This is a genomic window from Campylobacter sp. RM19073 (assembly GCF_024723495.1).
Taxonomy (GTDB): domain Bacteria; phylum Campylobacterota; class Campylobacteria; order Campylobacterales; family Campylobacteraceae; genus Campylobacter; species Campylobacter porcelli.
Genome location: NZ_JANQCT010000001.1, coordinates 70,593 through 84,207, shown reverse-complemented (window position 1 = coordinate 84,207; position 13,615 = coordinate 70,593). Strand labels below are relative to the sequence as shown.

The 13,615-nt window shown below is 33.7% G+C and carries 14 protein-coding genes; 4 read left to right on the top strand and 10 right to left on the bottom strand.

All coding sequences use genetic code 11. The features are described 5' to 3' along the window. Window position 1: 1 nt before the first annotated feature. Window positions 2-871, top strand: coding sequence for an EamA family transporter RarD (gene rarD, locus CSUIS19073_RS00435; RefSeq protein ID WP_086242072.1), 870 nt, complete (start codon window positions 2-4; stop codon window positions 869-871). Continuing rightward, window positions 858-1,292 carry a hypothetical protein gene (locus CSUIS19073_RS00430; protein ID WP_086236603.1) on the top strand — a complete coding sequence of 145 codons (435 nt, stop codon included), beginning with the start codon at window positions 858-860 and terminating at the stop codon, window positions 1,290-1,292. Before rarD ends, CSUIS19073_RS00430 begins: the two co-directional genes overlap by 14 nt. On the opposite strand, the gene CSUIS19073_RS00425 is transcribed toward CSUIS19073_RS00430, so the two are convergent. From CSUIS19073_RS00425 to CSUIS19073_RS00380, 10 genes are all read right to left on the bottom strand, one after another. Next, complete coding sequence (locus CSUIS19073_RS00425; RefSeq protein WP_086242071.1) at window positions 1,289-2,347, bottom strand: glycoside hydrolase family 3 N-terminal domain-containing protein; 1,059 nt, start codon at window positions 2,345-2,347, stop codon at window positions 1,289-1,291. The two genes, CSUIS19073_RS00430 and CSUIS19073_RS00425, sit on opposite strands and share 4 nt — an antisense overlap. Beyond that, entirely contained in the window at window positions 2,344-3,234 is an 891-nt protein-coding gene (locus tag CSUIS19073_RS00420) for an NAD(P)H-dependent glycerol-3-phosphate dehydrogenase (protein WP_086236601.1), read from the bottom strand. The genes CSUIS19073_RS00425 and CSUIS19073_RS00420 overlap by 4 nt, the downstream gene beginning before the upstream one ends. Then, on the bottom strand, window positions 3,231-4,649 hold the full coding sequence (gene gatB, locus CSUIS19073_RS00415) for an Asp-tRNA(Asn)/Glu-tRNA(Gln) amidotransferase subunit GatB (protein ID WP_086236600.1): 1,419 nt from the start codon (window positions 4,647-4,649) through the stop codon (window positions 3,231-3,233). Before gatB ends, CSUIS19073_RS00420 begins: the two co-directional genes overlap by 4 nt. A 70-nt stretch (window positions 4,650-4,719) precedes the next feature. Next, complete coding sequence (locus tag CSUIS19073_RS00410; protein WP_086236599.1) at window positions 4,720-5,256, bottom strand: thiamine phosphate synthase; 537 nt, start codon at window positions 5,254-5,256, stop codon at window positions 4,720-4,722. 178 nt (window positions 5,257-5,434) lie between these two features. Beyond that, entirely contained in the window at window positions 5,435-6,115 is a 681-nt protein-coding gene (locus CSUIS19073_RS00405; protein WP_086236597.1) for a F0F1 ATP synthase subunit A, read from the bottom strand. Window positions 6,116-6,193: 78 nt separating this feature from the next. Next, a complete protein-coding gene (locus CSUIS19073_RS00400; RefSeq protein ID WP_086242070.1) occupies window positions 6,194-6,958 on the bottom strand; it encodes a TSUP family transporter in 765 nt (254 codons plus the stop codon). 8 nt (window positions 6,959-6,966) lie between these two features. Next, complete coding sequence (locus tag CSUIS19073_RS00395; RefSeq protein ID WP_086236595.1) at window positions 6,967-8,400, bottom strand: potassium/proton antiporter; 1,434 nt, start codon at window positions 8,398-8,400, stop codon at window positions 6,967-6,969. Then, window positions 8,393-10,066, bottom strand: a complete 1,674-nt coding sequence (locus tag CSUIS19073_RS00390) for a cation:proton antiporter (RefSeq protein ID WP_086242069.1) — start codon at window positions 10,064-10,066, stop codon at window positions 8,393-8,395. Before CSUIS19073_RS00390 ends, CSUIS19073_RS00395 begins: the two co-directional genes overlap by 8 nt. A gap of 5 nt (window positions 10,067-10,071) precedes the next feature. Beyond that, entirely contained in the window at window positions 10,072-10,431 is a 360-nt protein-coding gene (locus tag CSUIS19073_RS00385; protein WP_086236593.1) for a heat shock protein transcriptional repressor HspR, read from the bottom strand. 9 nt (window positions 10,432-10,440) lie between these two features. Further along, a complete protein-coding gene (locus tag CSUIS19073_RS00380) occupies window positions 10,441-11,328 on the bottom strand; it encodes a DnaJ C-terminal domain-containing protein (protein ID WP_086236592.1) in 888 nt (295 codons plus the stop codon). Window positions 11,329-11,480: 152 nt separating this feature from the next. Here CSUIS19073_RS00380 and CSUIS19073_RS00375 point away from each other — a divergent pair, with 152 nt between their 5' ends. Together CSUIS19073_RS00375 and CSUIS19073_RS00370 are read left to right on the top strand one after the other, a co-directional pair. After that, window positions 11,481-12,893 carry a Do family serine endopeptidase gene (locus CSUIS19073_RS00375; RefSeq protein WP_086242068.1) on the top strand — a complete coding sequence of 471 codons (1,413 nt, stop codon included), beginning with the start codon at window positions 11,481-11,483 and terminating at the stop codon, window positions 12,891-12,893. A gap of 45 nt (window positions 12,894-12,938) precedes the next feature. Continuing rightward, window positions 12,939-13,613, top strand: a complete 675-nt coding sequence (locus CSUIS19073_RS00370; RefSeq protein WP_086242067.1) for a response regulator transcription factor — start codon at window positions 12,939-12,941, stop codon at window positions 13,611-13,613. Window positions 13,614-13,615: the final 2 nt, after the last annotated feature.

Here is a 13,615-nt window from a genome sequence, read left to right as displayed (position 1 = left end):
AATGGCACAAAAAGGGTTTATCCTAGCTTTAGCTACATTTATTATGTGGGGGATTTTCCCTATATTTTTTAAATTTATCCAAGGCATTAGTGCCACTGAAGTCTTAGCCCATAGAGTTATATGGTCATCTGTGATTTTGCTAATTGTGCTTATAATCACCAAAAAGCTAAATAGCGTCAAAAGATTAGCAAAAATCAAAAAAGTAACCCTAACTCTAGCCGTTACTGGCGTATTAATCGCTAGTAACTGGGGGATATTTATCTATGCAATCAATCAAAATGATATCTTAGCAACTAGCCTTGGATACTTTATAAATCCGCTTTTTTCGATACTTCTTGGGGCTATTATATTAAAAGAGGAGCTTAGCCCAGCCTTAAAGCTATCAATTTTCATTGTATTTATAGCTATCGCAATTCAAATTTACGCTCTTGGCAGACTTCCATTCATATCCATTATACTACCACTATCATTTGCTCTATACGGGCTTTTGCGTAAAAGACTTGGGGTAAGAGCATTTGAAGGATTATTTATAGAAACTATGATTTTATCGCCATTTGCCATAATATATTTGGTATATTTATATATTAATCAAAGTAGCGAATTTGGATTAAATTTTAATGGAGTAATGCTATTTTTAAGCGGCTTTATCACAATTTTACCGCTACTGACATTTAATGCTAGCACCAAATATCTAAAGCTTTCTACAATTGGATTTTTACAATATATAAGTCCAACTTTAAGTATGATTATTGCAGTTTTTATGTATAATGAGACTCTTGATTTTTATAAATTTACTAGCTTTATGCTTATATGGATTAGCCTTGCTATTGCTGCGATGGCAAATTTAAGGAGAAAAAATGGGACAAAATGATCTAATTATAATGGCATTGGCCGTTTTGGTCGTAGGAGTGATACTATACAAACAGATAAATAAAGTTACGCAAAATATCACAATAGAAGATGAAAACCCAAATTTAGCCTACTCTAAATTTTGCGGTGAGATAGATAATCAAATAGATATATTGCGTCAAATAGCCTTAGATAATGGCATACTATACCCAGATAAAAAAGATGAAATCTTAGAAAATTTAAGCGATTTTAGCAAAGAGCTTGTGTTTATAGAGTCTTTGAACTCCAAAGATAGCACCAAGTGGCAAAGTAAGCTTTTTGATCTACTTAGTAGAGTTGATGATTTTGTGGAGTTAAATTTTATAAACGGCAAAGAGATTGCTGATAAGGTAAAAAATAGCCTAAAAACAGAGTTTAATAGACTTGGGCTAGATAAAGGCTAAAATCTAGCCTTTTGAGCAATTATGCGATTATAGGCATCTACGATTCTAGTCATCTCTATTTGACCGCTCTTAACTGCGTTAAAAATCGCATCATTTACTGCTTTTATGGAGTTTGTTTTATTATAAAAATACTCACTAACAAGCACTATATCTACTCCAGCTTTTATAGCTTTTATGGCGTTTTCTTCTAAAGTCCCGCCAAGGGCTTTCATCAGCATATCATCACTTATTACAACCCCTTCAAAAGCTAGACTATCTTTTAATAAATTTGTAACAACTTGATAAGAGAGTGTGGCTGGATTTGTATCATCGATTACTGGGATTATCATATGACCAACCATTACAAATTTAGCCTTTTTGCGTTTAATTAGCTCATAATATGGCCTAATCTCATCAAAATCAAAATTATCCACAATAGTTTTGGTTTTATGAGTATCAGCTGCTGCGTTGCCATGGCCTGGAAAATGCTTTAACACACTAGCAACGCTGTAATTATCAAATGCAGATATAAACTCACTTGCATAGGCAGTAACCTCGCTAGCATCACTACTAAATGCCCTTTGCCTTTGACCAATTATAGGAGATATATCATTATGCAGATCAACTACCGGAGCAAAATTCATATTTACCCCAAGACTTTTTAACTGCATTGCCATCTTGCTATATAGCTTATTTGCACTACTTAAATTTAGCTCATTTCCAACCTTATAAGCTGATGGAAAGTGCTCAAAATCGCTAAATTTATTAAATCTGCTAATTTCTCCACCCTCTTCATCAATTGCGATAAATAGCGGCTGTTTTGGTCTGGCTGAGTTTAGATAGCTTATTAGCTCTTTTAATCCTTGCTTGCTGCTAATATTCCTAGCTAGTATCATAACTCCGCCAATTCTACCATTTTTAATATCTAAGCGTAGCTGTCTTACCCACTCATCATTAGTGCTACTACCACTAAAGCCCACCATAATCATCTGACCGATCATATTTCTAAGCTCTTTATCGCTTGAGTTACCAAACAAACAAATAGTAAATATAAATAGTAAAATAATCTTTCTCATTGTCTTTTTAATAGATCCTTTAAAGCCTCTTTGGCATTTTTTCCGCCTAGCATATCAACTACTTGATTAGCAATTGGAGTGTAAATCACCCTTTGTTGCGCCATTTTCGTTATAGCTCTTGCTGTGGCTACACCTTCTGCTACTTCGCCAATCTCATCTAAAATCCTATCTAAATTCTCTCCTTTAGCTAGTCCAAGCCCTACTCTATAATTTCTTGATAGCTCACTACTTGCGCTTAAAAAGAGATCTCCAGCTCCACTAAGACCTAAAAATGTATCACTTTTAGCCCCAAAATGCTCGCCAAATCTAGCCATCTCCACTAGCCCTCTAGATATTAAACTAGCCCTAGCATTCTGCCCAAGCCCAAGCCCAGCACACACTCCCCCAGCTATAGCAATCACATTTTTATACGCACCGCAAATCTCGGCACCTATGACATCACTGCTAATATAAGGCTTAATAAAATTTGGAAAAGCACTAGCCCAAATTTGAGCTAACTCCTTATTTTGACTACTTATCACAAGAGCACACGGCAACCCTTGCATAACCTCACTAGCAAAGCTTGGGCCGCTAAGAAATGCTAGATTATCGCCACTGCTAAATTTAGCATATATTTCATGTAAAAATTTACCGCTAATTATATCAATGCCCTTTGAGGCTACCAATATTTTTTGATTATTTGATTTAAAATTTAAGCTTAGAAATTCATCTGTCATCTGAGTTGAGATACTAAAAAGCAAATAATCATACTTCAAAGCTTCTGATAAACCTATAAATCCATCTATATCTCGCTTTGTTCTAGATGAAATAACACAATCATTATTAATCTTAAGTGCTGAGTATAGAGCTTGACCCCATTTCCCAGCACCAATTACTGCTATTTTCATAGCTTTGACTTTAGTAGCTCATTTACTTTAGCTGGATTGAAAGCACCCTTACCCTCTTTCATCACTTGTCCGACAAAAAATCCAAATAATTTATCCTTGCCACTTTTATACTCAGCTACCTTATCACTATTTGCGGCCAAAACACTATCGATAATAGCTATAATCGCTGAGTCATCACTTACTTGTTTTAATCCTAAGCGATCAATTACGCTATCTACGCTCTCATCACTTATGAAAATCTCATCTAGCACATCTTTAGCAGCTTTTTGAGAGATTGTGCCATCTTCTATTCTATTTAATAGTATTGATAGCTTAGCACTGCTAACTGGTGAAGTCTCGATTGTTAAGCCATTTTTTAATCTACCCAATAGCTCAACGCTTAGCCAAGTTACACACAATTTAGCAGAGTTACCACTAGCTATTAAATCTTCAAAATATTTAGCCATCTCATAGCTACTAATTATCACATCAGCATCGCTCTCTTTTATCCCAAATTCGCTCATATATCTAGCCTTTTTCTCATCTGGCAATTCAGGCAAGATACTAGCCTCTGCCATCAAGCTATCTGGGATTATCACAGGGAGTAGATCTGGATCTGGAAAGTAGCGATACTCAGCGCTATCTTCTTTGCTTCTCATTGGTTTTGTAATAAGCTTGGTAGTATCAAATAGCCTTGTCTCTTGGACTACCTCGCTATCATACCTGCCATCTTCCCACGCTTCACACTGACGCTCAACCTCATACTCAATAGCTTTTTGGATAAATTTAAATGAATTTAAATTCTTAATCTCAACCCTAGTATATAGCTTATCATCGCCCTTTGGTCTGATACTAACATTAACATCGCATCTAAAAGAGCCTTCTTGCATATTTGCATCGCTAATATTTAAAAATCTTAAAATACTATGGAGCTTTTTAAGGTAAGCTACTGCTTCATCGCTACTTCTTATATCTGGTTCGCTCACAATCTCTAAAAGCGGAGTTCCAGCACGATTTAAATCTACCAAACTACTCTTGCCCTCATGGCTATTCTTACCAGCGTCCTCTTCTAAGTGAGCTCTAGTAATGCCAATTTTTTTATTTTTATCGCCAACTTTAATAATCAACTCCCCATTTTCTACAATTGGTATTGTAAATTGAGATATTTGATACGCCTTAGGAAGGTCTGGATAGAAGTAGTTTTTACGATCAAAAACGCTTTTTTTATTCACAGTTGCATTTATCGCTTTACCAAAGCTAATAGCCTTTTTAACCGCTTGAGAATTTAGCACCGGTAGCGCTCCTGGTAGAGCTAGGCAAGTAGGACAAACATGCGTATTTGGCTCTTCTCCAAAGCTAGTTGAGCAGCCGCAAAATATTTTAGTTTTTGTATTTAGCTGACAATGAACTTCTAATCCTATAACTGTTTCAAACATAAATTTGACCTTTTGATATTAATAAAATGGCATATTCTAGCACAAAAAAAATTAAATATTAATAACACACTCAATCTAGCGTAAAATAGCGAATAGAGGCAAATCCAGCAGCACCGCAATCAACCACACTATCAATTTGCTCTTGGCTTATTATGCCACCTAAGGCAATAACCTTAGCTTTAGAGATTTTTACAACCTCTTTTAATACCTCTAAGCCTTTTGGCTCACCCTTATTTGGTGTGAAAAAGATCGGGCTAAATGTGATAAAATCAGCACCATATTGACTGGCTAATTCTATCTCTTTGATATTGTGAGTGCTAGCAATTTTGATTAAATTTGGTGGTGTATCTTTTAAAAGATGGATTAAATTTGAGCTAAAATGAATTCCATCAAAACCAAGCTTACAAGCCGAATTTATATCATTTTGAGCCAAAAATTTAAGATTTTCGGATTTGAATTTAATAAAATCAGTAGCTAATTTATAATAATTTTTAGATATTTTATCTCTAAAAAGTATCATATCAGCACTTTTTAATCTACTAAAATTATTAAAAGCGTAATCAAAATTTGAGTAGAATTTAGGATCGCTTATCGCATATTTTATCATAGCTTAAAATTTTTATTAACAAATGTGTGATAAAAGCTAAAATTAGCCCAAAACTAGCCCCAACAAAACCGCTAATAAAAAATCCAAAAAAATGAAAATAGTAGATAAAAATCAGTGCGCCAACAAGAGCTATTGCCCATGACGCACCAAGAATAAAATTAAGTATATATATCAAAAATCAGTGCTCTTCAGATACCACTACAGCACCAGCTAAATATACATATGTCAAAATCATAAATATAAAAGTTTGTAGTAGTGCCATAAATGTAAGCAAAGCAAAAGCAGGAAGTGGGGCAACCCACGGAGCAAGACTTAAAACAACCATTAAGAATAGATCATCACCTTTTATATTACCAAAAAGCCTAAATGATAGCGAAACTATGCGTGATAAATGAGATACAATCTCTATAGGAAACATTAATGGAGCTAGAAATTTATTTGGTCCCATAAAGTGAGCAAAATATTTAATCACACCTTGAGTTCTAATACCTTCAAAATTATAATACAAAAATACACAAAGTGCTAAACAAAGAGTTAAATTCAAACTTGAGCTTGGAGCTTCAAAACCTGGTATTATACCTATAACATTGCTTGTTAAAACTATCAAACCAATTGTAGCTACAAGTGGTAGATACTTTCTAGCAAGTTCATCGCTACCCATAACATCACGCCCCATAGATACAATACCTTCTAGATATGCCTCAAGCAAATTCTGAGTACCACGAGGCACAAGCTGCATCGAGCTAGTAGCCATTTTGGCGATAATTAGCACAATGATTGCGACTAAAATTATGTGAAAAAGATATGTGAAACTATGATCATTGATGATCAAATTTGAAAAAAGAAAGAGATCTTTCATAGAAAAGTGCCTTTGAGAAAATTTTTGCCAAGATTATATCTTAATTTAGATTAAGCAAAAATTAAAATATATATTTTACTATGATAAAATGAATAGATCATAAAGTAACTTAACAATAGTTAAACTTACCACAGTTAAAAAGATAATTTTTATAAATTTAATCTCCCTTTTAATAACCATATGAGAGCCAAAATATGCCCCTATCATCTGCCCAAATCCCATAATCACACCAAGCATCCACAATATCTGTCCGCCACCGATAAATACGCATAAAGAGACAATATTTGAGACAAAATTTAAAATTTTAGTATTGGCTACAGCGCTTTTTAAATTCAACCCCAATAAACTAACAAAAGCAAACATCCAAAATGACCCAGTCCCAGGCCCTATAAATCCATCATAAAATCCAATGATTAAGCCAAAAATAGTGTAAAATAGCCCCTCTCCTATCCTTTTTTCTCTATCTATTTCTCCAAGTTTTGGGCTAAAGATTGTGTATATTAAAATCGCAATTAAGCAAATTGGAATTAGATATTTTATCACACTAGCATCGATTAATAGCACCGCCCAAGTGCCAAGCACTGCTCCTATAAATGTCCATATAATCCCACGCCATAAAGAGTTAAAATCCACCATCTTTTTATGCGTAAAATTAGCCGCAGCTGTGAAGCTACCAAAGGTGGCTTGGAGTTTATTAGTAGCTAGTGCTATATGCTCTGGAATGCCTACTGATATAAGTGCTGGAATGGTAATAAGCCCACCACCTCCAGCAATAGCATCTACAAAACCACTTAAAAATGCTACAAAAAATAGCAATACAAAAACCCAAATTTCTAATTCCATTATATACCCTATAATCCATAAATCCTAATAATTTTTTGGTATCTTAGTTCGCTATTACATAAAATTAGCAATATATCATTTTGCATAAATTCAAATGAGCCGCTAACCTTTATTAGCTCCCCATCTCGCTTTGCTAAAACGATTAAAAAATCATCTGGAAGTCCAATTTCGGTTAAATTCTTACCAATCACCTTAGATGACTCACCAATTCTATACTGCTTTATATCTGAGTATGAGATTGGGCTACTAGGCATATTTGTGTTAGATTTTTCTGCTTCTATAACCCCAAATATCTTTGCGCTTTTGTTTAAAGTAGTGCCTTGAGTTAAAACTGAGATTAAGACCATAAAAAATATAATATTAAACATCAATTGACCATTTTCTAACTCTGCAGATAGCGGATAGGTCGCTAAAATAATAGGCACAACGCCCCTAAGGCCAACCCAAGAGATAAAGCATTTTTCTTTAAAATTATATTTAGAAAATATCGTACAAAAAAACACACTAATAGGTCTAGATATAAACATCACAATAAGAGCCATCAATATGCTTATCATCGCTACATGAGGCAACTCGCTAGGGAATACCAAAAGACCAAGAGTAAGGAATATAAATATCTGCATCATCCAAGCAATTCCATCGAAAAAGCCAGTTAAATTCTTTTTATATAAAAACTCTTTTTTATTAGCTATAATTCCAGCTACATACACTGCGATATAGCCATTGCCACCGATCTTTTCTGATAAGCCAAAAAGCATAGCAACTAAGGCTATTAAAAGCACTGGATATAGCCCCCATGAGCCTAGCTTTACCCTATTTATTAGGCTTGGAATTATAATACCAAATAGATATCCCATCGCACCACCAAGGATAAACTCAAGCAAAAGCTTTATAGACATTGTATATGGATCAATCACCGTTGTAGCTGTAAGCAATCCAAGCAAAGTAATGGTTAAAAATATAGCCATAGGATCATTGCTTCCGCTTTCAAATTCAAGCAAGGAAGCAAGATTATTCTTAAGCTTGGTTGAACGCATAATAGAAAATACCGCAGCAGCATCAGTAGAGCTAATAATAGCCCCAAATAATAGGGATTCTAAAATAGAAAATCCCATTATATAATAAGCAAATACTCCAGTGATAACAGCTGAAATTACAACCCCAAATGTCGCTAAGATTATACCACTTTTAAAAATAGGCTTAATTGATTTATAATTTGTATTAAACCCGCCAGCAAAAAGTATATAAATAAGTGCTATTGTCCCTACATTTTCTGCTATTTTAGCATTGTTAAACTCAAGCCCTATTACCCCATCACTACCAGCTAGCATTCCAACTGCTAAAAACATAAGCAAGGCTGGGACGCCATATTTATCTGATATTTTGCTAAACAAAACACTAAGAAGAAATAATAAACCAAATATTATCAGCGAATTATCCATCTACACTCCTACTAAATTTATCTTTTACGCACTCTAAGGCCTTGCGTATAATAGCATTAGCCACAGCTTCCCTTTCTTTAACCAAATGAAAATGATCTCCAAAATCCCTATAAAGCCCCTTCTCTATAGTATCAGCAAATCTTATAATAGTATTTACATCATATCCTAAATCTTTAATAGAATTTGCTATTAATTCAGATTTTTGCTCATTACTAACTGCGATTATGGCCGCTACACAATCTTTAATACAAACTTTTTGTAATGTGCTACTTTGAGTTGCATCGCCATAATATACATTATCGCCACTTTTTTTACCCCGTTCTACTAAATTTAAATCACTCTCAAGAGCGATATACGAGCAGCCTTTAGCCTTTAACTGCCTTATTATTTCACGGCCTAGCCTACCATATCCACATACTACAAAATGCTCTTTAAGCTCCATAGAATTTTTACTGGTTAGCTCGTCCATTATATCTTGCTCTTGGCTACTGATAATCTCATCATCTAAGATATCTTGCTCTTCCATTTTATCAGCGATTTTAACGACATTTTTTAAGATAAATGGGGTTAATACCATCGATATTATCACTACAGCGGTTAAAATTTGAAGGATTCTATCATCTATCATATTTTTTACTGATAAAAGAGTAAATATCGCTAGGGCAAATTCGCCTACTTGCGCTAGGCTAAGGGCTGTTTTTAATGCTGTCTTTTTCCTAGCGAACATCATTAAAAATAGATAAACCACCATAATCTTTATAAATAGCACACAAATTAGCATAGGAATTATGATTAAAAGATTGGTAAATATCACAGCAAAATTTATCTGCATACCAACTGTTATAAAAAATAATCCTAGTAGTAAATCTCTAAATGGTATCAAGTCAGTCTCTATTTGGTGCTTATATGGCGTTTCTGCGATAAGCATTCCAGCTATAAATGCACCCAAAGAGTAGCTAAATCCAAAATAGTGCGCTAAAAAACTAGCTCCAATTACGGTAAATAAAATTGTTGTTATAAATATCTCTTTTGAATTTGTTTGAATAACTGCGTTTAAAACACGACTTAAAATATACTTACCAATAAAATATAAAAGCACTATAAGAATAACTGCACTTATAATAGATGTGAGTATCAAAGAGCTTACTGAGCCATCTTTAATATCAAATATATCCATCATTAAAAGCAAAGGGATCACAGCAATATCTTGAAATAATAAAATTCCAAGAGCTTTTCTCCCATATTTTTTTGAGATATGACCAGTATCATTTAGTATCTTTAATACAATAGCCGTGGAGCTAAGCGCCATAGCAAAGCCTATGATAATAGCTATTTTTATATCCAAACCAAACATATAAAAAGCTAATAAACTAAGGATAAATCCAGTAACTATCATCTGTATAGAGCCATATAAAAATACATATTTTTTCATAGACATTAAATGCTTAATGCTAAACTCAAGACCGATAGTAAACATCAAAAATACAATTCCAAATTCAGCCACAAAGCTCAAATCGTGATTGCTCTTTAATCCAAAAAGTTGAGATATAAATACCCCAGTAGCGATATAGCCTATTATGGTTGGGATCTCATATTTGCGAAATATAAGATTAAATAATATAGCACAACCAGCTGCAATAATAAAAATATATACAAGATTATCCATTTAGCCTACTTTTTATCATCTACAAATATCATATCAAAGCTACTGACTCTTTTTACTAGCGAACCTTTATTTTGTGTTTTTATATTTGATCTTAATTCATCTATAATCGCCTCATACTCCTCAAGTCTTTGCTTAAGCCGTAAAATCACATCAACACCTGCTAAATTTACCCCCAAATCTCTTGTTAAACGCAAAATCATCTTAATCTTATCAAGATCTTTTTCGCTATATAATCTCATCTTGCCTTCAGTCCTACTAGGCTCTACTAAACCCTCTCTTTCATATTGTCTTAGAGTTTGTGGATGGATATTTAACACCTTTGCCACTACGCTAATTAGATAAACTGGTTCTTCATAATTTCTCATATTGCCTCTTTATAATTTTGTTTGAAGTAGATCTTTTAACTGCGCATCTAGCTGATCTACATCCGGTAAAACCACATTGATAACTAAATACATATCGCCATAAATCTCGCTCTTTCTATTTTTAACCCCATATCCTTTTAATCTAATTTTTTGACCATTTTTAGTATTAGCTGGAATTTTGATAGATACATCTTTTTTAAATGTCTTAACTTCAATCTTACCACCAAAAAGAGCCGTTTTTAAGCTAATATCTAAATTTTTATATAGATCATCTCCATCTCTTTTATACTCTTTATCATCTTCTATATTTACAGTTATGATAAGATCGCCCCTATGTGAGCCAGCACTTTTGCCTTTATTTCTAGCTCGTAGCTTTTCTCCACTTTTTAAACCTGCTGGAATTTTAATTTTAATTTTTTCGCCATTTATGCTAAATTCATAATCTCCGCCATTTACAGCTAACTCAAATGGGATATTTATCTTAGCTTGAATATCTAAATTTTGCCCAAATCCACCGCCAAATCCATCAAAACTCTCAAATCCAGATGAGCTAAATCCACCAAAACCTCTTCTAGAGCCACTAGATCTGCCAAAATTGCCAAAAATTTGATTTAAAATATCATTAATATCTGCGTTACTACCAAAATTTGCCCTACTAAAATCATGGAAGCTCTGTCCGCCAAACATACTATCGCCATATTGATCATACTGCTGACGCTTGGTCTCATCGCTTAAGATTTCATAAGCTGCGTTAATCTCTTTAAATTTCTCCTCAGCACCTGGCTCTTTATTAATATCAGGATGGTATTGTCTAGCTAATTTTCTATAAGCTTTTTTGATCTCATCGCTGCTAGCACCCTTTGAGATGCCTAAGGTTTCATATAAACTATTACTCATTATATATCTCCACTTATATTTTTTTATAGAAATTATATCATAAAAGTTGAGTTAGTGTCAATCAACTTATTTAAATTAACTTATATAAATATTAAATATGTATTTATTAGTAAATAATATAATTAAGTAATTTTTTAACTTAAGGAATAATTATGACAAAAATATCACTAATATCCCTATTAGCAGCTACGGCTATTTTTGGTGCAGATGTGGAATTTCGCGATGCAAACTCAAATTTTACTCGTATCAATCCAGCCTTAGATCAAAACTCAATTTTATCATACAATAGCTCAATTCAAAAAGCCAAACAAGCAGTTGTAAATATATCTACAAGCAAAACAATAAAAACAAAAAATAACTTAAATAGTTTAATGAATGATCCATTTTTTAAAGAATTTTTTGGATTTGGCTTTAATATACCAGAGCATAGAAGTCAAAAAAGCTCATCTTTAGGCTCTGGAGTTATCATCACTAGCAATGGATATATAGTAACTAACTACCATGTGATAGAAGATAGCGATGAGATCATAGTCTCAATGCTTGATAACTCAAAGGAGTATAAAGCAAAAGTAGTAGGCTCAGACCCAAAAACTGACCTAGCAATTATCAAAATCGAAGCGACAAATTTAACCCCAGCATACTTCGCTGATAGCTCAAAGCTACTTGAAGGCGATGTGGTATTTGCCATTGGTAATCCATTTGGCGTGGGCGGCAGCATTACAAGCGGTATAATTAGTGGTTTAAATAAAGATAATATCGGGCTAAATCAATATGAGGATTTTATCCAAACAGATGCTAGTATAAATCCAGGCAATAGCGGTGGAGCATTGATAGATAGTCGTGGGGCTTTAGTAGGGATAAACTCAGCTATTTTAAGCAGAAGCGGTGGCAATAACGGCATAGGCTTTGCCATACCATCAAATATGGTAAAAACCATAGCTCAAAAATTAATTAGCGATGGAAAGATAACTCGTGGTTACATTGGCGTAATGATAGCAAATTTAACCACAGATCAAAAAGAGATATATAAAAATAAAGAGGGTGCATTAATTACCAATGTAGAAAAAGGCTACCCAGCTAACAAGGCTGGATTACAAAGGGGAGATTTGATTATAAAAGTAGATAATAAGCAAATTAAAAGCGCAAATGATCTAAAAAATATAATTGGAGCCTACCCTCCAAATACCAAAATCAGCTTAGAGTATGAAAGAGCTGGTAAAATTTACTCTACAAAACTTCAGCTAACTACTAGCGATGAAGTAGAAACTATAGCTAAGAATTTTAGCATCGATGGGCTAAGTGTGCAAAATTTAAGCGATGATATAAGGTATAAATATAAAATCCCTCAAGATATAAAAGGGGTATTAATCACAGATGTTAAAGAGGGCTCAAATGCTGCTAATACCGGCTTTGAAAGTGGAGATATAATCATTCAAGTAAATGAAAAAATCATAAACAACATAAATGAATTTAGCAAAGAGCTACAAACCTCTAAAGCCTCAAATAGAAAGCCGATAATATGGATAAATAGAGCCGGAATTCTAATGGGGCTTGTATTGAAATAATAGCTATTTTTGGTTATAATCAGTCTAAATTTGTAAGGCAGATATATGATAAAAATTCTAATGATCGAAGATGATTTTGAGCTTGCTGAGATTTTAAGTGAGTATTTAGAGCAGTTTGATATAGAAGTTAAGATATGCGATGACCCATATTTAGGGCTTTCTACTCTTAATACCAGTAAATTTGATCTAGTTATTTTAGATCTTACTCTACCTGGGATTGATGGTTTAGAAGTGTGTAAAGAGATACGCATCAAACATACAATCCCTATAATCATCTCAAGCGCTAGACATGATATAAATGATAAGATTAATGCTTTTGAATTTGGTGCTGATGACTACTTGCCAAAGCCATACAATCCTCAAGAGCTTCTAGCACGAATTAAGAGCCATTTACGCCGCCAAAATATAACAATGCAAGAGATCTCTCCAACTCAAAAAGATTTAGTTTGTGATGATTTTCGCCATATTATCACACTAAAAGGTGAGCCACTTCAACTCACAGTAGCTGAGTATGATATACTAAGATATTTAATCAAAAAAGAAGGAGGTGCTATCAGCAGAGAAGAGCTGATTTATAACTGCAACTCAATAAATGAAGATAGCACAAATAAAAGTATTGATGTTATAATCGGACGCATTAGAACTAAGATTGGAGAAAACCCCAAAGAGCCAAAATATATACACGCAATTAGAGGTGTAGGCTATAAGCTAGAGCAGTAAAT

Excerpts from the sequence above, each read along its gene's own strand:
- rarD (WP_086242072.1), top strand. The coding sequence starts at position 2 with ATGGCACAAAAAGGGTTTATCCTAGCTTTAGCTACATTTATTATGTGG.
- CSUIS19073_RS00430 (WP_086236603.1), top strand. The coding sequence starts at position 858 with ATGGGACAAAATGATCTAATTATAATGGCATTGGCCGTTTTGGTCGTA.
- CSUIS19073_RS00425 (WP_086242071.1), bottom strand. The coding sequence starts at position 2,347 with ATGAGAAAGATTATTTTACTATTTATATTTACTATTTGTTTGTTTGGT.
- CSUIS19073_RS00420 (WP_086236601.1), bottom strand. The coding sequence starts at position 3,234 with ATGAAAATAGCAGTAATTGGTGCTGGGAAATGGGGTCAAGCTCTATAC.
- gatB (WP_086236600.1), bottom strand. The coding sequence starts at position 4,649 with ATGTTTGAAACAGTTATAGGATTAGAAGTTCATTGTCAGCTAAATACA.
- CSUIS19073_RS00410 (WP_086236599.1), bottom strand. The coding sequence starts at position 5,256 with ATGATAAAATATGCGATAAGCGATCCTAAATTCTACTCAAATTTTGAT.
- CSUIS19073_RS00405 (WP_086236597.1), bottom strand. The coding sequence starts at position 6,115 with ATGAAAGATCTCTTTCTTTTTTCAAATTTGATCATCAATGATCATAGT.
- CSUIS19073_RS00400 (WP_086242070.1), bottom strand. The coding sequence starts at position 6,958 with ATGGAATTAGAAATTTGGGTTTTTGTATTGCTATTTTTTGTAGCATTT.
- CSUIS19073_RS00395 (WP_086236595.1), bottom strand. The coding sequence starts at position 8,400 with ATGGATAATTCGCTGATAATATTTGGTTTATTATTTCTTCTTAGTGTT.
- CSUIS19073_RS00390 (WP_086242069.1), bottom strand. The coding sequence starts at position 10,066 with ATGGATAATCTTGTATATATTTTTATTATTGCAGCTGGTTGTGCTATA.
- CSUIS19073_RS00385 (WP_086236593.1), bottom strand. The coding sequence starts at position 10,431 with ATGAGAAATTATGAAGAACCAGTTTATCTAATTAGCGTAGTGGCAAAG.
- CSUIS19073_RS00380 (WP_086236592.1), bottom strand. The coding sequence starts at position 11,328 with ATGAGTAATAGTTTATATGAAACCTTAGGCATCTCAAAGGGTGCTAGC.
- CSUIS19073_RS00375 (WP_086242068.1), top strand. The coding sequence starts at position 11,481 with ATGACAAAAATATCACTAATATCCCTATTAGCAGCTACGGCTATTTTT.
- CSUIS19073_RS00370 (WP_086242067.1), top strand. The coding sequence starts at position 12,939 with ATGATAAAAATTCTAATGATCGAAGATGATTTTGAGCTTGCTGAGATT.